The 21083-nt window shown below is 71.6% G+C and carries 17 protein-coding genes; 7 read left to right on the top strand and 10 right to left on the bottom strand.

Annotated elements, in window-relative coordinates; genetic code table 11:
• Positions 1-26: 26 nt before the first annotated feature.
• Positions 27-2501: a DUF6049 family protein gene (locus ACFCLZ_RS19290; protein WP_380277614.1), complete on the bottom strand. Its 2475-nt coding sequence runs from the start codon at positions 2499-2501 to the stop codon at positions 27-29.
• 381 nt (positions 2502-2882) lie between these two features.
• Here ACFCLZ_RS19290 and ACFCLZ_RS19285 point away from each other — a divergent pair, with 381 nt between their 5' ends.
• The gene (locus ACFCLZ_RS19285; protein WP_380286215.1) at positions 2883-4304 is read left to right on the top strand and encodes a CCA tRNA nucleotidyltransferase; all 1422 of its coding nucleotides are present in this window, start codon (positions 2883-2885) and stop codon (positions 4302-4304) included.
• 67 nt (positions 4305-4371) lie between these two features.
• On the opposite strand, the gene ACFCLZ_RS19280 is transcribed toward ACFCLZ_RS19285, so the two are convergent.
• The 5 genes from ACFCLZ_RS19280 to ACFCLZ_RS19260 form a co-directional block, all read right to left on the bottom strand.
• Positions 4372-5499, bottom strand: coding sequence for a hypothetical protein (locus ACFCLZ_RS19280; RefSeq protein ID WP_380277612.1), 1128 nt, complete (start codon positions 5497-5499; stop codon positions 4372-4374).
• 31 nt (positions 5500-5530) lie between these two features.
• Positions 5531-6058 carry a hypothetical protein gene (locus ACFCLZ_RS19275; protein ID WP_380277610.1) on the bottom strand — a complete coding sequence of 176 codons (528 nt, stop codon included), beginning with the start codon at positions 6056-6058 and terminating at the stop codon, positions 5531-5533.
• Positions 6059-6169: 111 nt separating this feature from the next.
• The gene (locus ACFCLZ_RS19270) at positions 6170-7507 is read right to left on the bottom strand and encodes an MFS transporter (RefSeq protein ID WP_380277608.1); all 1338 of its coding nucleotides are present in this window, start codon (positions 7505-7507) and stop codon (positions 6170-6172) included.
• A 139-nt stretch (positions 7508-7646) separates the two neighbouring features.
• On the bottom strand, positions 7647-8729 hold the full coding sequence (locus tag ACFCLZ_RS19265) for an inositol-3-phosphate synthase (RefSeq protein ID WP_380277606.1): 1083 nt from the start codon (positions 8727-8729) through the stop codon (positions 7647-7649).
• 127 nt (positions 8730-8856) lie between these two features.
• Positions 8857-9555, bottom strand: a complete 699-nt coding sequence (locus ACFCLZ_RS19260) for a helix-turn-helix transcriptional regulator (protein ID WP_380277604.1) — start codon at positions 9553-9555, stop codon at positions 8857-8859.
• A 352-nt stretch (positions 9556-9907) separates the two neighbouring features.
• Here ACFCLZ_RS19260 and ACFCLZ_RS19255 point away from each other — a divergent pair, with 352 nt between their 5' ends.
• Positions 9908-12667, top strand: a complete 2760-nt coding sequence (locus ACFCLZ_RS19255; protein ID WP_380277602.1) for a transglycosylase domain-containing protein — start codon at positions 9908-9910, stop codon at positions 12665-12667.
• 179 nt (positions 12668-12846) lie between these two features.
• Positions 12847-14385, top strand: a complete 1539-nt coding sequence (locus ACFCLZ_RS19250) for a glycosyltransferase family 87 protein (protein ID WP_380277600.1) — start codon at positions 12847-12849, stop codon at positions 14383-14385.
• A gap of 10 nt (positions 14386-14395) precedes the next feature.
• Here the strand turns inward: ACFCLZ_RS19250 and ACFCLZ_RS19245 are convergent, their stop codons facing one another.
• The 3 genes from ACFCLZ_RS19245 to ACFCLZ_RS19235 all read right to left on the bottom strand — a co-directional run bounded on the left by ACFCLZ_RS19245 (position 14396) and on the right by ACFCLZ_RS19235 (position 17073).
• Positions 14396-15430: an alanine racemase gene (locus ACFCLZ_RS19245; protein ID WP_380277598.1), complete on the bottom strand. Its 1035-nt coding sequence runs from the start codon at positions 15428-15430 to the stop codon at positions 14396-14398.
• A 57-nt stretch (positions 15431-15487) separates the two neighbouring features.
• Complete coding sequence (locus ACFCLZ_RS19240; protein ID WP_380277596.1) at positions 15488-16606, bottom strand: lipid II:glycine glycyltransferase FemX; 1119 nt, start codon at positions 16604-16606, stop codon at positions 15488-15490.
• A gap of 167 nt (positions 16607-16773) precedes the next feature.
• Complete coding sequence (locus ACFCLZ_RS19235) at positions 16774-17073, bottom strand: hypothetical protein (protein ID WP_350543136.1); 300 nt, start codon at positions 17071-17073, stop codon at positions 16774-16776.
• Positions 17074-17372: 299 nt separating this feature from the next.
• Here ACFCLZ_RS19235 and rpsF point away from each other — a divergent pair, with 299 nt between their 5' ends.
• The 4 genes from rpsF (at position 17373) to rplI (ending at position 19143) form a co-directional block, all read left to right on the top strand.
• Positions 17373-17663 (top strand): 30S ribosomal protein S6, encoded by a 291-nt coding sequence (rpsF, locus tag ACFCLZ_RS19230; protein ID WP_350570360.1) that lies wholly within the window; start codon positions 17373-17375, stop codon positions 17661-17663.
• Between the two features lie 96 nt (positions 17664-17759).
• Positions 17760-18365 (top strand): single-stranded DNA-binding protein, encoded by a 606-nt coding sequence (locus ACFCLZ_RS19225; RefSeq protein ID WP_380277593.1) that lies wholly within the window; start codon positions 17760-17762, stop codon positions 18363-18365.
• Between the two features lie 77 nt (positions 18366-18442).
• On the top strand, positions 18443-18679 hold the full coding sequence (rpsR, locus tag ACFCLZ_RS19220) for a 30S ribosomal protein S18 (protein ID WP_030304537.1): 237 nt from the start codon (positions 18443-18445) through the stop codon (positions 18677-18679).
• A gap of 17 nt (positions 18680-18696) precedes the next feature.
• Positions 18697-19143, top strand: a complete 447-nt coding sequence (rplI, locus tag ACFCLZ_RS19215) for a 50S ribosomal protein L9 (RefSeq protein ID WP_380277591.1) — start codon at positions 18697-18699, stop codon at positions 19141-19143.
• A gap of 100 nt (positions 19144-19243) precedes the next feature.
• On the opposite strand, the gene ACFCLZ_RS19210 is transcribed toward rplI, so the two are convergent.
• Entirely contained in the window at positions 19244-20569 is a 1326-nt protein-coding gene (locus ACFCLZ_RS19210) for an MATE family efflux transporter (protein WP_380277589.1), read from the bottom strand.
• Positions 20570-21083 lie beyond the last annotated feature (514 nt).

Below are 21083 nucleotides of genomic sequence, written 5' to 3'. Positions count from 1 at the left end.
CCCGTGGTCGGGCGGTGTCGGCGGTGTCAAGGACCAACCTTCTCATCACTGGTGGCCCGATCCCGGCCATCCGCGCGGCTGTCGTGCGGTGTCCGCGCGGTTCCGCCGCCGCCGTCGGGTTCGGCCGGGCCGTCCGTCGCGCCTTCCGCAGGTCCGTCGGCCGCTCCGTCGGCCGGTTCGCCGCCCGGTTCGCCGTCCGGCCCGTCCGCCGGTTCGCCGGTCGGGGCGAGCGGCGCGTCGCCCTCGTCGTCGTGCGCCACCCGCCGCTTGCGCTGGCGGACGAACCGCAGGGCGGCGAGCAGGAGCAGCACCAGGCCGCCGCCGAAGACGTACAGCACGCCGTTGGTCACCGAGGTGACCTCCACGGTGAAGTGCACCGGTTTGCCGTACGGCTCCGGGTTGGGCCCGGTGGTGTACAGCTGGGCGGTCATGCCGACCGTCCCGTTGTTCTTCGCCTCGGCCGGGAAGCGCAGGGTGACGCTCTGCGAGGCGGGCAGCACCAGCTCCTCCGCCGGCATCTCGACCCGGAGCCGGTTGGGCTGGCTTGGACTCAGCACCAGCTTGAGGTTGGTGACCGTCTGGGTCAGGTCGTTGCGGACGCTGACCTGGAGCACGCCGGTGTCCCCGGCGAAGGTGATGACCCGTTTCGGTGGCACCTTCACCGCGTTGGTGAGCTCGTCGAGGTAGCTCTGCACGCCGTCGCGGTAGACGCTGCCGGCCGGGGCCTCGGTGCGCCACTCGGTGGACAGCGAGCGGACCATGGCCGCGCTGAACGGCCCGCGCACCCGCTGCGGCAGGGTCAGCACCCGCATCAGGGTGTCCAGGTCGGCCTGGATCCGGGTGGTGGCGGTCAGGTCGGCGGCGGGCAGTTCCGAGTCGCGGATCCGGGCCGGGTAGTCGGCGGGCGCCGGGACGGCCGTGTTGGCCTTCGAGTCGGGCGTCGACTGGGCGAGCGCGTCCAGCTTGGCCGGCTCCACCCACTTGCCGTCCTGGGCCGTCTGGAGGGCACTGGCGAGCACCTTGGCGGTGCCGGGGGTGAGATCGCGCGGCGGCATGATGAGCAGCCCGCGCTGGTTCTGCGGCTCCTGCCGGGAGATCACGAAGGTCTCGGCGAGGAACCGCTGGAGGGCCAGCGTCTGGTTCTGCGGGGTCGCCAGGTCCTCCTCGAACAGCGAGGAGACCATCTGGTCGGCGACCACGGCGCTCTGGCCGTTGCCGATCGGCCGGGTGGCCGAGGGGGTGTACTTCAGCGCGTCCGACTCGGGCATGCTCGCACCGTTCACCAGCACCAGGCCGGCGCCGGCGCGCTGGGCGACGGAGGCGATCCGCTGGTCCAGGTAGCCCTGGTAGGGCCAGGCGACGTCGGCGCGGGTGTCCACCGAGAGCCGGCCCTCGACGGTCAGCCGGCCGGCGGTGGCCGCCTTGCCGAGCGCGGTGTCGATGCCCTCCAGCTCGGGGGCGTTGTGCGCGATCGAGGCGAGGTCCGGGTCGGCGTAGGGCAGCGCCACCACCTGGCTGCCCGGCTTGGCGACGGCGGCCCGCAGCTTCTCCAGCCAGGCCGTGGCGGCGGCCGTGCCGGTGCCGCGGACGGTGTTCTCCTCCTTGGCCGCGTGGCCCGAGGTGCCGGGCTTCTGCACCCGGTAGTCCTTGGTCATCGCGAACGCGGTGTCCAGCAGGTCCGGGTCGACCACCCAGGTCAGCCCGGTCAGCGAGGCACCGGTGTCGACCAGCGCGTACAGCCGCCCACCGGGCGCGAACTCGGCGGCCAGGCTGTCGTCGCGCAGCACCGGGACGGTCTGGTCGCTGTCGGACAGGGTCTGCGCGACCAGGACCGGGGCGTGCACCAGCGGCCAGAGGGTGGTGACCTTGGACGGCAGTGCCTCGGGCTGGGTCGTCGGGGTGTACGGCAGGAAGGTCCGGGCGATGCCCAGCGGGCGGTCGCGCTGGTTGTCGGTGGTCGAGCCCCAGACGTCCACCGCCAGCTCGTAGACGCCCTCGGTGGAGAGCTGGAGGTCGGCGACGGCGACGCTCAGCGTGTACGGCTGGCTCTGGCCGGGGCCGAGCTCGTTCAGCGCGTACTGCGGGCTGTCCAGCGAGATGCCGTCCGACCCCTGCGGGCTGGTCCGGGCGACCACCCCGGCCAGCTCGCTGCGGGTGGTGAGCGGCTTGCCCGCCCAGGGCTTGCGGACCGTCGCGTGCGCGGACTTGAGGACGGACGTCCCGCCGTTGGTGACGTGCCCGGAGATGGTCACGATGCCGTTCGGGACGGCCACCGGCTTGTTCACCGACTCGATGGTCAGCGTCACCGGGTACTCGGCGCTGACCGCCGAATCGGCCGCCGGGCGTGATCCGCCGGCCGCCGCCGCCGGGAAGCCGGGCAGCGTCCCGGCGAGCACCAGCGCGGCGCCGAGCGCACCGGCCAGCCGCCGGGCGGCCCGTTGCAGGACCCGCCCACGGCGTTCGTTCGCCTGCTGTCCCGGGTACCGTGCCGGCTCACTCACGCGGTCCGCCCTCGCTCACGGGTTCGCCCTCGCCGTTCTCGATCGCTGCTGCTGGTGCCGTGCTGCTGCGGATGCTCCGCCGGCCGTGGGGGATGCCGTGAGGATCAGCCGTGAAGAACATGTGGCCGTCCGTCGCCCGCGTGGCCATGACGGCGCACGGCACCGCGGCCCGCCGCCGGTACCCCGGACTCGTTCCACCGGCATGGTAACGATGTGGTGAGGGGTGCGGTGTTGCGGGCCGGGGAGTGAGCGGGTGGAAACGCGCGGGCGACGGGGCCGCCGGGCCACGTACCCTTGTGAGCCGTGTCCACTGCCAATGAGCCCACCGCCCACCCGACCGGCGCCCATCATTCCAGTTCCGCCGCCCAGGTCGTCCCCGTCCTGAGCGAGGCCCAGACCCTGGGCCTGCAGGAACTGCTGCGGGTCTCCCCGGTCGCCGACGAGATCGCCCGCCGCTTCCAGGCGGCCGGTCACCGGCTCGCGCTGGTCGGCGGCTCGGTACGGGACGCCCTGCTGGGCCGGCTCGGCAACGACCTGGACTTCACCACCGACGCCCGCCCGGAGCAGGTGCTCAGGCTCGTGCGCGGCTGGGCCGACGCGGTCTGGGACGTCGGCATCGCCTTCGGCACGGTCGGCGCGCGCAAGGACACCCCGCAGGGCTCCTTCCTGATCGAGATCACCACCTACCGCTCCGAGGCGTACGACCGCACCTCCCGCAAGCCCGAGGTGACCTACGGCGACACCATCGAGGAGGACCTGGTCCGCCGCGACTTCACGGTCAACGCGATGGCCGTCGACCTGCCCGGCCGCGGCTTCGTCGACCCGCACCACGGCCTGGAGGACCTGGAGGCCCGGGTGCTGCGCACCCCCGCCACCCCCGAGGAGTCCTTCTCCGACGACCCGCTGCGGATGATGCGGGCCGCCCGGTTCGCCGCCCAGCTGGACTTCGAGCCGGCCCCCGAGGTGATCGCGGCGATGACCGCGATGGCCGACCGGATCGCGATCGTCTCCGCCGAGCGGGTCCAGGCCGAGCTGAACAAGCTGCTGCTGGCCGAGCACCCGGTCAAGGGCCTGCGGCTGCTGGTCGACACCGGGCTGGCCGACCACGTGCTGCCCGAGCTGCCCGCGCTGCGCCTGGAGCGTGACGAGCACCACCGGCACAAGGACGTCTACGAGCACTCGCTGACCGTCCTGGAGCAGGCCGTCGACCTGGAGCAGGACGGCCCGGACCTCACCCTGCGGCTGGCCGCGCTGCTGCACGACATCGGCAAGCCGCGCACCCGCCGCTTCGAGTCGGACGGCCGGGTCTCCTTCCACCACCACGAGGTGGTCGGCGCCAAGATGACCCGCAAGCGGATGCGCGAGCTGAAGTACTCGAAGGAGCTCACCGAGGACGTCTCGCGCCTGGTCGAGCTGCACCTGCGGTTCCACGGCTACGGCGGCGGCGAGTGGACCGACTCGGCGGTGCGCCGCTACATCACCGACGCCGGCCCGCTGCTGGAGCGGCTGCACAAGCTGACCCGCTCGGACTGCACCACCCGGAACAAGAAGAAGGCGGCCACGCTCTCCCGCACCTACGACGGCCTGGAGGAGCGGATCGGCGAGCTCAGGGCGCAGGAGGAGCTGGACGCCGTCCGCCCCGCGCTGGACGGCAACCAGATCATGGAGCTGCTCGACCTCGGGCCCGGCCCGATGGTCGGCAAGGCGTACCGGCACATGCTGGAGCTGCGGCTGGAGCACGGCCCGATGGAGCACGACGCGGCGGTGGCCGCGCTGCGCTCCTGGTGGGACGCCCAGCAGTAGGACGGGCAGTGGCGGGCGGGGGCGGTACCGGGGGAACCCGGGACCGCCCCCGCCCCGTTCGCGGGGCTCAGATCTTCTTCAGGCAGAGGACGAAGCTGAGCGCCTCGGTGCTGGACGACCGGGTGAAGGTGCTCTCGGTGCCGTCGACGTTGTCGCAGGCCTTCTCGTTGTCGCTGGTCGCGTAGACCTTCTTGATCACCTTGTACTGGGCCCGGGTGTCGGTGCAGGGGAGCATGGTGATCCGCGGACTGGCGTCGTGGGTGGCCGCCGTGCCGTTCTCGTTGCGCAGGCAGTCGCCGGCCTTGGCGAAGTCGATGTCGCTGGGCACCTTGGAGGTGGCGGACGGCGTCGGCAGGGTGATCGTCGGCGCCGGCGCCGGCGGCAGCGAGAAGCTCGGCGAGTGGGCCGGCGGGAAGGTCGGCGTGGGGAAGGTCACCGTGGTGGTGGGCGTGGGCAGCACCAGCGGCCGGTACGGGTCGTCGTCGTGCCGGGCACCGAGGAACGCCCCGGTCGCGATCAGGACGAGCGTCGAGCCGATCCCGAGCACCGGCAGCAGCAGCATGAAGATGTGCGGGCGCTTGGTGAGCGGCACGCCCGGGTCGAGCTGCGGGCCGTGGGTGCCGGGCACCGGCGGCGGCAGGTCCTTGATCCGGTTGTGGGCGGCGAGGTTCCGCAGCAGGGTGACCACGGTGAAGATCCCGGAGAGGTAGCCCCACCAGCCCTGGACCAGGGTGCGGGCCGACATGTCGCGGACCACCGCGGTGCCGCAGGTGCGGCAGAACGGTCCCGGCTGCTTCAGGAACCGCATGATGATGATGATGCCCTGGTGGCCCCGGACGGTGGTGTCGACGGCCGGGAAGCCGCCGCAGAACCGGCAGACCGGCCCGCCCTGGTGGGCGTAGCCGGCCGGAGCCGGGTAGCCCCCGGCCTGCGGCGGGTAGCCCCCGGCCTGTGGCGGGTAGCCCCCGGCCTGTGGCGGGTAGGCGTAGCCGCCGGGCGGGGCCTGGGCGGGCATGCCGTACCCGGGCGGGGCGGCCGGCGGCGGGGCGGCCGGGTAGCCGTAGCCGGCCGGCGCGGGGGCGGCCGGCGGCGGCGGGGCGGGCGCACCGGCGTACGGGTTGCCGGTGGCGTACGGGTTGGCGCCGTCGGCGGGCGGCGTCGAGCCGTACGGCAGCTGGGGTGGCGGAACGGACAAGGGGATCCCCCGGAAGGAAGGTCGGGCGGGTTCAGGACTTCTTGACCGGCGGGACGCCGGTGAGCGGGCCGAGGCAGAGCACGTACCGCTTCTTGTTCCAGCGGCGGCCGCTCTTGCCCGAGACGGTGCTGGTGGTGCCCGCGGTGCCGCGGCACCGGGTGGTGTCGGTGGTGGAGTCGTACGTCGCCAGCACCTTGTAGTTCGCCTTGCCGTCGGTGCACTTGACCACCGAGACGTCGCGCGGGCCGCCGGCCTTGACGCAGTCGCCGGCCTTGGCGCCGGTGACGCCCGGACCGCTGACGAAGTAACCGACGATCAGCGCGCCGGCGCTCAGGACCAGGCCGGCCGCCTTCAGCCGGGCCTTGCCGCGGCCCTTCGCGGCCGGTCCGCCGGGCGGGAGCGGGGCGACCGGCGGGTAGCCGTGCGGCGAGGGCTGGCCGTAGGGGGCCTGCGGGTAGGGCTGGGGCGGGTAGGGCTGGGGCGGGTACGGGGGCGCGGCCTGGGCGGCCGGGGGACCGTACGGCTGTGGCGGCCCGTACGCGCTAGGCGGTGTGCTCATCAGATTGTCCCCCGAGACAGGCTGCTGTCGCTCCGACAGATCTGACGTACCTTAGCGACTCGCGCCGACGGGTCCGGTGCGCCGGGGCCACCGCCGGTCCGGCGGCGGCGCTCAGGGGGCCGGGTCGCCGGGGAGCGGACCGGTGCGGCGGGCGGCGCGCAGATAGAGCACGGCCGAGGCGGCGTACACCAGGGCCACGCCCAGGACGACCGGCACCGAGCGTCCGGAGAGCGGCAGCACCAGCGCGGTCACCAGGGCGGCGGCCACGAAGGCGACGTTGAAGAGCACGTCGTAGATGGCGAAGATCCGGCCGCGGTACGCGTCCTCGACCGACTCCTGGACCACGGTGTCGGCGCAGATCTTGGTGCCCTGGGTGACCACGCCGAGCAGCAGCGCCGCGAACAGGCAGGGCACCAGGCGGAAGCTGAGCCCCAGCGCGGGCACGAAGAGCACCGGCGCGGCCAGGCAGAGCGTCATCCAGCCGGCCAGCCCGAGCCGCCGGCTGCACCAGGGGCTGATCACCGCGGCGATGAAGAACCCGGCGGCGGAGAGGCCGACCGCCTGCCCCAGGGTGGCCAGGCCGGCCGCGCTGTCGGCGGGGTCGTTGAAGGTGTACCGGGCGAGCATCACCACGACCACGATCAGCACGCCGTAGCAGAACCGGGCCGCGGTCACGGCGGCCAGCGCATGGGCCGCCGGACGGCGGTCGCGCACCAGGTGGGTGACGGCGGCCTTCAGCTCGCGGGCGGCCTGGGCCAGTGCCTGGCCGAGCGCCGGGCGGCCCGGGTGGTGCTCGGGGCCGAGCAGGTCCCGGTCCATCCGCAGCGCCGCCAGCGCGGCGCAGAGGTAGAGGAGCGCGGCGAGCGAGACCAGGGCGGCGTCGGCCCGCGGCCCGGGGGCCATCGTCTGGTGCAGCAGGAAGCCCAGCCCGCCGCCGACCGCGGCGGCGACGGTGCCCAGGGTGGGGGAGAGGGCGTTGGCGGTGACCAGTTGCTCGCCGCGCACCACCCGGGGCAGGGCCGCCGACAGGCCGGCCAGGATGAACCGGTTGAGCGCGGTGACCAGCAGCGCGGAGGCGAAGAAGAGCCAGGTCGGTGCCTGGACCAGGAGGAGCGCGCCGGTGACCAGGCCGAGCCCGAAGCGGGCCAGGTTGCCCAGGTAGAGCACCTGGCGGCGGCGCCAGCGGTCCAGCAGGACGCCGGCGAAGGGGCCGATCACCGAGAACGGCAGCAGCATCACGGCCAGCACCGAGGCGATGTCGGCGGGCGAGGACTGCTTCTCCGGGGAGAAGACGACGTAGGCGGCCAGCGAGACCTGGAAGACGCCGTCGGAGAGCTGGGACAGCACCCGGGCCGTCAGCAGCCGGCGGAAGTCGCGGGCGCGGAGCAGGTCGCGGAGCGTGGCGCGGTGCGCGGCACGGTGGGTACTGCCGTTCTCGGTGATCGCCACGTGCCCAGAGTGCCATGGAACCGGCCGCTGTTTCACGTGAAACATTCGCCGGGAGAAGATGAACGGGCCCACGGTCGTCGACCGTGGGCCCGTCCGGTGTCCGAGCGGGTCCGGGCTCAGTGCCCGGAGGTGCTCAGGTTCAGCGCTCGACCTCGCCGCGGATGAACTTCTCGACGTTCACGCGGGCCTCGTCGTCGAAGTACTGGACCGGCGGGGACTTCATGAAGTACGAGGAGGCGGAGAGGATCGGGCCGCCGATGCCGCGGTCCTTGGCGATCTTCGCGGCGCGCACGGCGTCGATGATGACACCGGCGGAGTTCGGGGAGTCCCAGACCTCGAGCTTGTACTCCAGGTTCAGCGGGACGTCGCCGAACGCGCGACCCTCCAGGCGGACGTAGGCCCACTTGCGGTCGTCCAGCCAGGCCACGTAGTCCGAGGGGCCGATGTGGACGTTGTTGGCGCCCAGCTCGCGGTCGCGGATCTGCGAGGTGACGGCCTGGGTCTTGGAGATCTTCTTGGACTCCAGGCGCTCGCGCTCGAGCATGTTCTTGAAGTCCATGTTGCCGCCGACGTTCAGCTGCATGGTGCGCTCGAGGATGACACCGCGGTCCTCGAACAGCTTGGCCATCACGCGGTGCGTGATGGTGGCGCCGACCTGGGACTTGATGTCGTCACCGACGATCGGCACGCCGGCCTCGGTGAACTTGTCCGCCCACTCCTTGGTGCCCGCGATGAACACCGGGAGGGCGTTCACGAAGGCGACCTTGGCGTCGATGGCGCACTGGGCGTAGAACTTGGCGGCCTGCTCGGAACCGACCGGCAGGTAGCAGACCAGGACGTCGACCTGGGCGTCCTTCAGGGCCTGGACGACGTCGACCGGGGCCTCGTCCGACTCCTCGATGGTCTCCCGGTAGTACTTGCCCAGACCGTCGAGGGTGTGGCCGCGCTGGACGGTGATGCCGGTCGGCGGCACGTCGCAGATCTTGATGGTGTTGTTCTCGGACGCCGTGATGGCGTGCGCGAGGTCCTGGCCGACCTTCTTGGCGTCGACGTCGAAGGCGGCGACGAACTCCACGTCACGGACGTGGTAGTCACCGAACTGGACGTGCATCAGCCCGGGGACCTTGCCGGCCGGGTCGGCGTCCTTGTAGTACTCGACACCCTGCACCAGCGACGTGGCGCAGTTGCCCACACCCACGATGGCTACGCGAACCGAACCCATTCCGGTTGCTCCCTGTGATCTCATGAGCGCCGCCGGGGGTCGGCGGGACTCGTCCTGCTTCTTCGATGACTGCTTGACGGGCGCGTGCGCGCCCACTCCTGCCGCGCGGCACAGGGCTGACGCGGTGTCAGCGCTCCTGGTCGGAGCGCCCCGGGCGGTCGTACGGTGGCCCGGGCGGGTCCACGGACCCGTCCTCCTCGCCTCGGCCGTCCGAAGTCTTGGGTACTGCGGAGCCGGTCGCGCCGGCCGCCGATCCGGTCCGGCCGGTGCGGTTGGCCCGTTCGGTCTCGATCAGCTCGTTGAGCCAGCGGACCTCGCGCTCCACCGACTCCAGTCCGTGCCGCTGCAGCTCGACGGTGTAGTCGTCGAACCGCTCGCGGGCGCGGGCGAGCGAGTTGCGCATCCGCTCCAGGCGCTCCTCCAGCCGGCTGCGGCGGCCCTCCAGCACGCGCATCCGCACGGCCCGGTCGGTCTGGCCGAAGAAGGCGAAGTGCACGCCGAAGTGCTCGTCCTCCCAGGCGTCCGGGCCGGAGTCGGCGAGCAGTTCCTCGAACCGCTGCTTGCCCTCGGCGGAGAGCCGGTAGACGATCTTGGACCGCTTTCCGTTGAGCGCGGTGGCCGGGACGTACTCGACGTCCGGGTTGTCCTCGACGAGGAAACCCTGTGCCACCAGGCTCTTCAGACAGGGATAGAGCGTCCCGTAGGAGAACGCGCGGAACGAGCCGAGCAGGACGTTGAGCCGCTTGCGCAGCTCGTACCCGTGCATCGGGGCGTCGTGGAGCAGTCCGAGAACGGCGAACTCCAGCACTCCTGAGCGCCTGCCCACTGCTGTCGTCCTCCCTTCCCCGGCCGGTCCGCGACCCGCCTCCCTCGGCGGTATGTCGCTCCGATGTATCGGCTCGATATATCGAGAACAGTAAACCTGGGTCTCCGAACGGGCAAGGGGGACGCGCGTGAATGTGATCACAAGCCGACGCGCGGGCGGGCTTGGCAACGGGCGTGTAATGATCTACCGCCGTTTTGTGGCTATTGGCGACTGATGCCCGATTAGGTCGGGTTCCGGGCTGCGTACGCTGTCGCGTGTGCACGAGGACCACCTCCGGGGTTAGGGCGGTTGCGGGCATCGGACGTGGACCCTGCCTTCAGGCTCGACCGGCCTGGCGAGGAGTAGCTGGAACATGAGCGAACGACGACGCAGGTCGCCAGGTGGCGACGGTCGTCCCCCGGGCGGAGACAACGGGCGCGCGGCGGGCACCGGGCCCGACGAGATCGGCTCGGAGGGCCTCGGCCGGCGCCGGCCCCAGGGCGGGCGGGACACCGCCCAGCAGCCCCGGATGACCCGCGCCGAGATGCGCAAGGCGGCCCAGAAGGGCGGTCGGCGCGGTGCGGCGACCGCCGCTGGCGCGGCGGCGGCCGGCTCGGGCGACGGCCCCGGCAAGAAGCGGTTCATCGACTATCCGCGCTTCGGCAAGCAGGGCTTCCGCCGCTGGCTGCCGTCCTGGCGGCAGTGGCTGAGCGCCGCGCTGCTCTTCGTCGCGGCCTGCGTGGGCTCGGTGTTCTTCGTCTACCAGACGACCGAGATCCCGAAGCTGAACGCCCTGGTCAACGACCAGAACAACATCTACTTCTGGGCCGACGGCACCGAGATGGTCCGCAAGGGCGAGACCAACCGGCAGATCGTCGAGCTCGCCGACATCTCGCCCAACCTGCAGAACGCGGTCATCTCGGCGGAGAACGCGACCTTCCGCACCGACAGCGGCATCGACCCCAAGGGCATGATGCGCGCGGTCGTCAACATGGCCAAGGGCGGCGAGACCCAGGGTGCCTCGACGATCACCCAGCAGTACGTGAAGAACGCCTACCTGACGCAGGAGCAGACGCTCTCGCGCAAGATGAAGGAGTTCTTCATCACCCTGAAGGTCAATCAGGAGTTCGAGAAGAACGACATCCTCAAGGGGTACCTGAACACCAGCTGGTTCGGCCGCGGCGCGACCGGCGCCCAGGCCGCCGCGCAGGCGTACTACGGCGTCAACGCCAAGGACCTCGACCTGTGCCAGAGCGCCATGCTGGCCGGCCTGCTCAAGGGCGCGTCGTTCTACGACCCGACGATCAAGGACAACCACGCCCGCGCCGAGGAGCGCTGGACGTGGATCCTCAACCGGATGGTGGAGACCAAGAACACCACCCCCGAGGAGCGGGCGAAGTGCACCGCCTTCCCCGAGCCGATCAAGCAGGTCCCGCCGGCCAACATGAACGGCCAGATCAGCTACCTGGTCGAGACCGCCAACAAGTTCGTCATGGCCAAGGACCCGTCGATCGACCAGCGGGCGATCGACAAGGGCGGCTTCAAGATCTACACGACCTTCCAGAAGGAAAAGGTCGAGGCCCTGAAGAAGGCCGTGGACGAGGTCAAGGGCGAGACCCTGAACCCGCAGAAGCGCCCGGACAACGACAACTTCGTCCAGTTCGGCGCGGCCAGCGTCGTCCCCAACGACGGAGCGATCGTCGCCATCTACGGCGGTGACGGCGTGGAGAACGGCCACCACGACAACAACGCCGACGCCCAGGGCGTCCAGGTCGGCTCGACCTTCAAGCCCTTCGTGCTGGCCACCGCCATGCAGACCGGCGTGCTGACCGCGACCGACGACAAGGGCAAGCCGAAGCGGATCAACGCCGACAGCCGCTACCTCTCCGACGACATGTCGGAGATCCGCAAGCCGGACGGCTCGCTGGTGATGGGGGACGACGGCAAGCCCTACCACCAGAAGAACGAGGAGAAGGGCAAGCGCGGCTACGTCTCGCTGCGGATGGCCATGCAGTACTCCTACAACGTCCCCTTCGTCCAGCTGAACCAGGACGTCGGCGGCGAGAACGTGATGCAGATCGCCGAGGCGATGGGCATCCGCAAGGAGAACATCGAGAAGGAGGCGAAGACCGCCACCTTCCCGCTCGGCGTCTCCACCATCAGCCCGATCCGGATGGCCGACGCCTACGCGACCTTCGCCGCCAGCGGCAAGCAGGCCGACCCGTACTCGGTCACCAAGGTCCTGCTGGACGGCAAGGAGCGGGCCGGCTTCGGCAAGCACGAGACCAAGCAGGCGCTGGAGCCGGCCGTCGCCGACAACGTCACCGACGTGCTGGTGAACGTGGCGAAGAACGGTACCGGCAAGAAGACCAACACCCTGGGCCGCCCGGTGGCCGGCAAGACCGGTACCACCGACGAGAACAAGTCGGCCTGGTGGGTCGGCTACACCCCGCAGCTGACCACCAGCGTGGCGATGTGGCGCGAGGACCCGACCCACCCCGGGCGGCTCTCGCTGAACGGCACCGGCGGCAAGGACTCGGTGCACGGTGGTGACGTCCCGGCGGACGTCTTCACCCGGTACATGAAGGTCGCGCTGGCCAACGAGAAGAAGCTGGACTTCCCGACCCCGCAGCCGGTCGGCTCGCAGGTCGACTCCTCGGGCGCGCCCAGCACGGCGAGCGCCATGCCGACCTCGACCGAGACCGCGCCCACCGCCCCGGCCGACCCGAACGCCGAGCAGCCGGTCCAGCCGCCGGCCACCCAGGGGCCGGCCTGCGTCCCCGGCGTCGACTGCCCGGGCACCGTGCCCACCGCGCCGGTGCCGACCAAGACCAACCCGAACCCCGGCGGCGGAAGCAACGGCGGCGGTACCGGTGGCGGCAACACCGGCGGCGGTACCGGCGGAAGCAACGGCGGCGGTACCGGCGGCGGCACCAACGGCGGCGGAACGGGTGGCACCAGCCCGTCGCCGACCTGCCTGCTCGGTCCGATCGGCTGCACCACGCCGACGCCGCCGGCGACCACCGATCCGGGCGGCGGAGCCGGCGGCGCGACCGGCGGTCCGACCACCAGGCCGCCCAGGCCCAGCGGATCGGCCACGGCGACCACGGGCGGCGGCAACGCGGCTCCGTAGGACGGTGACCCGACAACGGCGGTGGGAGGCTCTTCGGAGCCCCCCACCGCCGTTTCGCCGTATTCGGAGCGATTCGTGCCGGTACCCCGTCACCCGGCGGCCGGGCCGTCGCCGCCCGCCCGGGAAAAGGGACAGGGGCCTCCTCGTACGGACGGGCGGGGTGCGGCAGGATGTCCGCCATGACGTCCAGCGTTCGTGACGAAGAGGTCCCCGCCGCGCCGCCGGCCGGTCCGCAGGCCAACACCGTGGTGGTGCCGGCGGACGAGGATCCGGTCGCGGCGGCCGGCAGCGAGGTGATCGGCGGCCCGCCCGGACGGCGCGCGCTGCTCGGCGTCTCCTGGTGGATCCCGGCGCGCTTCCTGGCGCTGGTGGTGATCGTGGTCTCGGTGCTGGGCATGGCGCAGAAGCTGCCCTGCTACAACGCCGCCTGGTTCCAGCCCGGCTCGCCGCAGTACGTGCACGCCTGCTACAGCGACATCCCGCACCTGTTCTCCGGGCGGGGCTTCGCGGCCGGCCTGCACCCGTACGTGGACCGGATCCCGGGCACCACCGGCGACCTCCAGTTCCTCGAGTACCCGGTGCTGACCGGCCTGTTCATGCAGATCGCGGCCTGGCTGACGCCCGGCGGCGGCGCGCTGCAGGACCAGGAGCGGTGGTTCTGGACGATCAACGCCGGCCTGCTGATGGCCTGCGCGGTGGTCGCCGTGGTCGCGCTCTCCCGCACCCACCGGCGCCGTCCCTGGGACGCGCTGATGTTCGCCCTGGCACCGGTCCTGCTGCTCAACGCCACCGTCAACTGGGACCTGCTGGCCGTCGCGCTGGCCGCCGTCGCGCTGGCCTGGTGGTCCGGCTCGCGGCCGGTCTGGGCCGGGGTGTTCATCGGCCTGGCCACCGCGGCCAAGCTCTACCCGGTGCTGCTGCTCGGACCGCTGGTGGTGCTCTGCTGGCGGGCCGGCCGCACGCGCGACCTGCGGGCGCTGCTCGGCGGCGCCGTCGGGACCTGGCTGCTGGTCAACCTGCCGATCATGATGGCCAACTGGCAGGGCTGGTCGACCTTCTACGTCTTCAGCAAGCACCGCACCGAGGACTACGGCTCGCTGTGGCTGATCCTCATGCAGAACCGGGGCGTGGGGCTGGCGAACCTCGACACCTTCATCGCCGTCCTGATGGTGCTGAGCTGCGCGGGGATAGCGTGGCTCGGCCTCGCGGCGCCCCGCCGGCCGCGGGTGGTCCAGCTGGCCTTCCTGGTGGTGGCCGCCTTCGTGGTGTTCAACAAGGTGTACTCGCCGCAGTACGTGCTCTGGCTGCTGCCGCTCGCGGTGCTGGCCCGGCCGCGCTGGCGGGACTTCCTGATCTGGCAGGCCTGCGAGGTGCTCTACACCCTGGGCATCTGGTCCCACCTGGGCTTCGTCACCGGGCCCAAGCAGCACGGCATCGGCGAGTCCTGGTACCACTTCGCGATCCTGCTGCACCTGCTCGGCACGCTGTACCTGGTCGGCATGGTGATCCGGGACATCCTGCTGCCGGACCGCGACCCGGTGCGCTGGGACGGCAGCGACGACCCGTCCGGCGGGGTGCTCGACGGCGCCCCGGACGTCTTCGTGCTCGGCACCGCCCGCCGGCTGCGCGAGGAGGAGAGCTACGCCGGGTACGCGCCGGCCGGCCCCGAGGCGTGGCTCGAGGAGCCGCCCGCCGCGGAACCGGCCGCCAAGGACTGACCGGCGGGACTCAGCGGTCCACCACGCGGTCGAAGTGCGTGGTGGTGTGCCGCACCTGCAGGCCGAGCTCGTCGCCGACCGCCGGCGGCTTGGCCTCCCCGTCCAGGAAGAGCAGCGAGACCTGCATGTGCGGCGGCTCGGCGAACCAGAGCTGCTTGCCGGCCCAGTGGTACGGCGACTTCGTCTTGTTGACCGTCGCCAGCCCGGCCCGGGCGATGCCCTTGGCGCGCGAGGACATGCCCTGCACGTACTTGGGCGCCTCCAGGCCGATGCCGTGCGCGGTGCCGCCGGCCACCACCAGCAGGTGGCCGTCGGACGGCGCCGGGTGCTGGCGGTAGCCGTAGCGGTCGCCCTTCTGCACCGGGGTGACGTCCAGCACCGTCGCCCGGACCTCCAGCGCGCCGTGGTCGCCCAGCCAGAGCCGGGTGCCGATCCGGGCCCGGAAGACGGTGTCCGGGAAGCGCTCGCCCAGCTGCTCCATGCCCGCCGCGCCGAGGTGGCTGACGAACACGGTGTGCACCGGGATGCCGGCCGCCCGGGCGGTCTCCACCCAGTAGGCGACCTCGTCGACCGGGCTGGAGCCGTCCGGCCGGTCCATCGGCAGGTGCAGCGCGAGGCCCTCGAAGTGGATGCCGTCCAGCTCGGCGGCGACCGTGGTGAGGTCGGCCGCCGAGACGCCGTGCCGGCGCATGGTGGTCATGCACTCCACCACCACCCGGGCGCCGTGCAGCGCCCGCAGGCCCTCCACGCTCGCCACCGTCCGGATCACCCGGGCGTGCGGCAGCGGCAGCGCCTCCTCGCCCACCCGGTACGGGGTGAGCACCAGCAGCTCGCCGCCGTACCAGTCGGCCGCGTCGGCCGCCTCGTACGCGGTGCCGACCGCCAGCACGCCGGTGCCGAGGAGGGTCGCCTCCTCGGCCAGGCGGTGGTTGCCCAAGCCGTAGCCGTTGCCCTTCGCCACCGGCACCAGGCCGGGGAACTCGGCCAGTACGGAGCGCTGGTGGGTGCGCCAGCGTTCGGTGTCGAGATAGAGCGACAGCGTCATGGGGTCATCTCCCAGGGAGTGTTGGGCACGGCTGCTCGGTGGCTCGGTGAGGGCTGCTCAGCGGCGCGACATGTAGAGGTCGAGGGCCTTGTGCAGCAGCTTGTTGAGCGGGAAGTCCCACTCGCCGAGGTACTCGGCGGCCTGGCCGCCGGTGCCGACCTTGAACTGGATCAGGCCGAACAGGTGGTCGTTCTCGTCCAGGGTGTCGGAGATGCCGCGCAGGTCGTACACCCCGCCGCCCAGGGCGTAGGAGTCGCGCATCATCCGCCACTGGATCGCGTTCGACGGCTTGACCTCGCGCTTGTGGTTGGCCGAGGCGCCGTAGGAGTACCAGACGTGCTCGCCGACGACCAGCATCGTGGTCGCGGCCAGCGGCTCGCCCTCGTGGTAGGCGATGTACAGCCGCATGCGGTTCGGGTCCTCGGCGGTGAGGGCCTTCCACATGCGCTGGAAGTAGGCCAGCGGGCGCGGGGTGAACTTGTCGCGCTCGGCGGTCACCAGGTAGAGCTGGTGGAAGACCGGCAGCTCGTCGTAGCCGCCCTGGACCACCTCGACGCCGCTCTTCTCGGCCTTCTTGATGTTGCGGCGCCAGAGCTGGTTGAAGCCCTTCTGGATGTCGTCCAGCGAGCGGTTGGCCAGCGGCACCTGGAAGACGTAGCGCGGCTGGACGTCGCCGAAGCCGGCGCCGCCGTCCTCGCCCTGCAGCCAGCCGGCCTTGCGCAGCCGGTCGGCGACCTCGAAGGCGCGCGGCTCGTACCAGTCGGCCTCGATGTCGCGCAGGCGCTTGGCCTGCTTGGCGGCGATGGCCTCCTTGATGGTCGGGGCGTTCCAGCGGCGGATGACCACCGGCGGGCCCATCTTCACCGAGAAGGCGCCCTGGGACTTCAGGTGCGCCAGCATCGGCTGCAGCCAGCGGTCGAGGTCGCGGTCGAACCAGTCGATCACCGGGCCCTCGGGCAGGTAGGCCAGGTAGCGCTTGAGCTTGGGCAGCTGCCGGTAGAGCACCAGGCCGGCGCCGACGAGCTGGTTGGCCCCGTCGAACCAGCCGATCGACTCGGAGCGCCACTCGGCCTTCACGTCGCCCCAGGACGGCACCTGCATGTGGCTCGCCGAGGCGCGGCTCCTGATGAAGGCGAGGTGCTCCTCGCGGGTGATCGTCCTCAGGCGCAGGCTCATGCTCGGTGCTCCTCGTCGGTCGGGCTGCGGTGGGCCCCGTCTTCTCGGGGTGACCCTATCGTCCGGGGTCCCGTCGGCCGCGGGCACGGCGGCGCCCCCGCCGCGTACCCGTCCGCCTGAAGACAAGTACGCCACGGGGGCGCCGGGGGTTCCTCGGGGTGGTGGGGCTAACCCCACAGACCGCCGCGTGCGATGCCGAGGTAGAAGCCGATCGCCGAGGCGCCGAGCGTGATCATCAGGACGAAGCGCTCGGCCGTGGTGACGGAGACGTACATCCCCAGCAGACCGGTGACGATCCCGAACAGGCCGGTCCACGAGGTCAGCAGGTGCAGGTTGTGGAAGAACGACGTGATGAAGGAGATCGCGCCCAGCACGGCGGTGAGGCCGACCAGGGTGTTCTCCCGCGGGTGCGGGTGTCCGTCGGTGTTCAGGGTGAGGGCGGGCATGCGGTGGACGGTCTGGGCCATGAGTCCCACCTCCTGGCGTGGAGACGAACGGGCGGGAAACCCGTTCCGTCCAGATTGCGGCGGTTGGACGGGTCTCACAACCCCTATGCGTTTTGTTCGTCCGTCCGGGTGCGGGTAGGGTGTGTCGTCTGCACTGGTGTAGTTGTGCCCCCCTCTGCCCTCTTCCGGGTGAACGAGGACGGGCTGTCCGACCCGGCCGCTACGGTGGCTGGTGTCGTCACTGCTCCGGTGCCGACGCTGCACAACCCTCCTGCCACGGAGAGACCGTGGCCGCTGAGTCCAAAGGAGGTGGGTTACTCATGCGTCACTACGAGGTGATGGTGATCCTCGACCCCTCGGTCGAGGAGCGCGCCGTTTCCCCCCTGATCGAGAGCTTCATGGCTGTCGTCCGCAACGCGGGTGGCAAGGTCGAGAAGATCGACACCTGGGGTCGCCGCCGTCTGGCCTACGAGATCAACAAGCAGTCCGAGGGCATCTACTCGGTCATCGACCTCCAGGCCACGCCTGAGGTCGTCAAGGAGCTCGACCGCCAGCTCGGCCTGAGCGAGTCGGTTCTGCGGACCAAGGTCCTGCGCCCGGACACCCACTGAGCCACCTCTGAGGCCTTCGGGTCTCGGGTAGCTCGCGACCGCTGTTTCACGTGAAACAGCGGTGAACGGACATCTTCCCGAGAGGTCATCACCACCATGGCAGGCGAGACCGTCATCACCCTCGTCGGCAATCTCGTCGACGACCCCGAGCTGCGCTTCACCCCGTCGGGTGCGGCGGTCGCGAAGTTCCGCATCGCGTCCACCCCCCGCACCTTCGACCGTCAGACGAACGAGTGGAAGGACGGCGAGAGCCTCTTCCTCACGTGCAACGTCTGGCGGCAGCCGGCGGAGAACGTGGCCGAGTCGCTCCAGCGCGGCATGCGGGTCATCGTGCAGGGCCGGCTGCGCCAGCGGTCTTACGAGACCAAGGAAGGCGAGAAGCGGACGGTCTTCGAGGTCGAGGTCGACGAGGTCGGTCCGAGCCTGCGCTCGGCGACCGCGAAGGTCACCCGGGCCAACCGGTCCGGCGGTCCCCAGGGCGGCGGCTTCGGCGGCGGCCCGCAGGGCGGCGGCCAGGGCGGTAACTGGGGCGGCGGCGGCGGTGGCGGCCAGCAGGGCGGCGGCTGGGGTGGCAACTCCGGCGGCCAGTCCGGCCCCTCCGACGACCCCTGGGCGTCCAGCGCTCCCTCTGGTGGCAACCAGGGTGGCGGCAGCTGGGGTGCCCCGTCGGGTGGCGGCTTCTCGGAAGAGCCCCCGTTCTAGAGCTGACAGATTTCGTGCGGCCTGGCCGCGGGCGTCGCGAGACGCCCGCGCGGCCGTGAACCCCAATGGAGCACACAATGGCGAAGCCGCCTGCTCGCAAGCCGAAGAAGAAGGTTTGCGTCTTCTGCAAGGACAAGGTCAACTACGTTGACTACAAGGACACGAACCTGCTGCGGAAGTTCATCTCCGACCGCGGCAAGATCCGTGCCCGCCGGGTCACCGGCAACTGCACCCAGCACCAGCGCGACGTCGCCACGGCCGTGAAGAACAGCCGTGAGATGGCGCTGCTGCCCTACACCAGCACCGCGCGCTAAGAGAGGGTGACCGAACAATGAAGATCATCCTCACCCACGAGGTGCCGGGCCTGGGCTCGGCCGGCGAGGTCGTCGAGGTCAAGGACGGCTACGCCCGCAACTACCTGGTCCCGCGTGGCTACGCCATCCGCTGGACCAAGGGCGGCCAGAAGGACGTCGACGCCATCCGTCGCGCCCGCAAGATCCACCAGATCCAGACCCTCGAGGCCGCGAACGAGGTCAAGGGCAAGCTGGAGGGCGTCCAGGTCAAGCTGGCCGTCCGCTCGGGCGAGGCCGGCCGTCTGTTCGGCTCGGTGACCCAGGCCGACGTCGTCGAGGCCATCAAGGCCGCCGGCGGCCCGGCGGTCGACAAGCGCGCCGTCGCGATCGCCTCGCCGATCAAGACCGTGGGCACCCACAAGGTCTCGGTCAAGCTGCACTCGGACGTCCAGGCCAACCTGGACATCGCCGTCGTCGCCGCCTGAGCCACGACCACGCACCGGTAGCGTCAGCTCCGTAGCAGTGGCCCGAGGGCCGGTCCCCTTCCAGGGGGCCGGCCCTCGGTCGTTCGCCGGGCGGCGCAGCTCAGCTCCGCACGGCGCCGGTGACCAGCCACCTGCCGCCGCGGGCCCGCCAGGCCAGGAAGCCGCCGCGGACCAGCATGAAGAGGTTCATCGCCCACCAGAGCCCGGCGAGCCCGGTGCCGCTGGACGGGACGGCGAGCGCGGCCGGCGCGAAGACCGCCAGCGTGCCGAGCATCGCCCAGGCCAGGAACGGGCCGTCCCCGGCGCCCATCAGCACGCCGTCCAGCACGTAGACCAGGCCGGAGACCGGCTGGCAGAGCGCGAGCAGCAGCAGGACGGTGTTCAGCTGGTGCTGCACCGCCGGGTCCGGGGTGAACAGCGGGACGTACAGCGGCCGGGCGACCACCACCAGCAGGCCCAGCAGCACGCCGGAGCCGATGCCCCACTCGATCATCCGCCGGGTGGCGGCCCGGGTGCCCGGCACGTCCCCGGCGCCCAGGTGGCGGCCGACGATGGCCTGGCCGGCGATCGCGATGGCGTCCAGGGCGAAGGCGATGAACAGGAAGACCGTCATGGCGATCTGGTGCGCGGCGATCTCGTCGTCGCCGAGCCCGGCGGCCACCGCGGTGGCGATCATCAGGACGGCGCGCAGGCTCAGGGTGCGGACCATCAGCGGCCCGCCGGCCCTGGCGCTCGCCCGTATCCCGGCCGCGTCCGGCCGCAGCGAGGCCTGCTCCCGGCGGGCGCCGCGGACCACCACGCACACGTAGACGGCGGCCATGCCGGTCTGGGCGATCACCGTGCCCCAGGCCGAACCGGCCACCCCGAGCCCGGCGCCGTACACCAGTCCGGCGTTCAGCCCGAGGTTGGCGGCGAACCCGGCGACGGCCACGTAGAGCGGCGTCCGGGTGTCCTGGAGGCCGCGCAGCACACCGGTGGCGGCCATCACCATGAGGATCGCCGGGATGCCGAGCGCGCTGATCCGCAGGTACGTCACGGCGTACGGGGCGGCCGTCGGCGAGGCGCCGAGCACGTCGGCCACCTGAGGGGCGAGCAGCAGGGTCAGCGCGACCACTGCGGCGGAGAGCGCCAGGGCCAGCCAGATGCCGTCGATGCCCTGCTGGATCGCGGCCCGGCGGTCCCCGGCGCCGATCCGGCGGGCGACCGCGGCGGTGGTGGCGTAGGCGAGGAAGACGAAGACCCCGGTGGCGGTGGTGAGGGCCGCCGAGGCCACGCCGACGCCGGCCAGCTGGGCGGTGCCGAGGTGGCCCACGATCGCCGAGTCGGCCATCAGGAAGAGCGGCTCGGCGACCAGGGCGCCGAAGGCGGGGACGGCGAGGGCGAGGATCTCGCGGTCGTGCCGGCGGCGGTCGGTGGTGAGGGTCATGGGCTCCAGGCTACTCATCCACAGGTAAGTGACGCCAGGCCATCGTGCCGCTTACTCGTACGAGCGAGCGACCGTGTCGTCCGGGTGTGTGTCCACCGCCACCCGGCTCCGTGTGAAGAATTTCTCATACACAGGCCCGGGAAGGGGGAAGTGCAGGTCAGCGGGTTGACGGTGGATCGATGGTCTGGTTATCCACAGGGCTTTCCACAGGGGCGTCCACAGGTTTGCGGCACTTCTCCACAGTCGTGGGCCGCTCGTCCACACCCCCTGTGGATAACCGCCTTGGCTGAAGGCCGTCCGGCGCCTTAGCGTGGGCCCTCCGTCCGACACTCCCACCCGCCTCGGCGTCCGATTTGTCGGTGCGGTGGCGTAGAAAATGCGGTGGCGCGGAGTCGGGTTCCGCACCGTCCCAGCCACCGGCAAGGCCCGCTCCAACTCGCACCACTCGCTGATCGGGGAACACGCGTGACCGGCCCCCAGTACGACGACCACGACGCTCCGCCGCCGGAGGACG

The organism is Kitasatospora purpeofusca, from assembly GCF_042691725.1.
GTDB lineage: Bacteria > Actinomycetota > Actinomycetes > Streptomycetales > Streptomycetaceae > Kitasatospora > Kitasatospora purpeofusca_B.
Note: the sequence above shows the minus strand (reverse complement) of the source record. Positions and strands in the feature narration are given on the sequence as shown.

Excerpts from the sequence above, each read along its gene's own strand:
- ACFCLZ_RS19240 (WP_380277596.1), bottom strand. The coding sequence starts at position 16,606 with ATGAGCCTGCGCCTGAGGACGATCACCCGCGAGGAGCACCTCGCCTTC.
- rpsR (WP_030304537.1), top strand. The coding sequence starts at position 18,443 with ATGGCGAAGCCGCCTGCTCGCAAGCCGAAGAAGAAGGTTTGCGTCTTC.
- ACFCLZ_RS19275 (WP_380277610.1), bottom strand. The coding sequence starts at position 6,058 with ATGAGCACACCGCCTAGCGCGTACGGGCCGCCACAGCCGTACGGTCCC.
- ACFCLZ_RS19225 (WP_380277593.1), top strand. The coding sequence starts at position 17,760 with ATGGCAGGCGAGACCGTCATCACCCTCGTCGGCAATCTCGTCGACGAC.
- ACFCLZ_RS19265 (WP_380277606.1), bottom strand. The coding sequence starts at position 8,729 with ATGGGTTCGGTTCGCGTAGCCATCGTGGGTGTGGGCAACTGCGCCACG.
- ACFCLZ_RS19235 (WP_350543136.1), bottom strand. The coding sequence starts at position 17,073 with ATGGCCCAGACCGTCCACCGCATGCCCGCCCTCACCCTGAACACCGAC.
- ACFCLZ_RS19255 (WP_380277602.1), top strand. The coding sequence starts at position 9,908 with ATGAGCGAACGACGACGCAGGTCGCCAGGTGGCGACGGTCGTCCCCCG.
- ACFCLZ_RS19250 (WP_380277600.1), top strand. The coding sequence starts at position 12,847 with ATGACGTCCAGCGTTCGTGACGAAGAGGTCCCCGCCGCGCCGCCGGCC.
- ACFCLZ_RS19245 (WP_380277598.1), bottom strand. The coding sequence starts at position 15,430 with ATGACGCTGTCGCTCTATCTCGACACCGAACGCTGGCGCACCCACCAG.
- rpsF (WP_350570360.1), top strand. The coding sequence starts at position 17,373 with ATGCGTCACTACGAGGTGATGGTGATCCTCGACCCCTCGGTCGAGGAG.
- ACFCLZ_RS19210 (WP_380277589.1), bottom strand. The coding sequence starts at position 20,569 with ATGACCCTCACCACCGACCGCCGCCGGCACGACCGCGAGATCCTCGCC.
- rplI (WP_380277591.1), top strand. The coding sequence starts at position 18,697 with ATGAAGATCATCCTCACCCACGAGGTGCCGGGCCTGGGCTCGGCCGGC.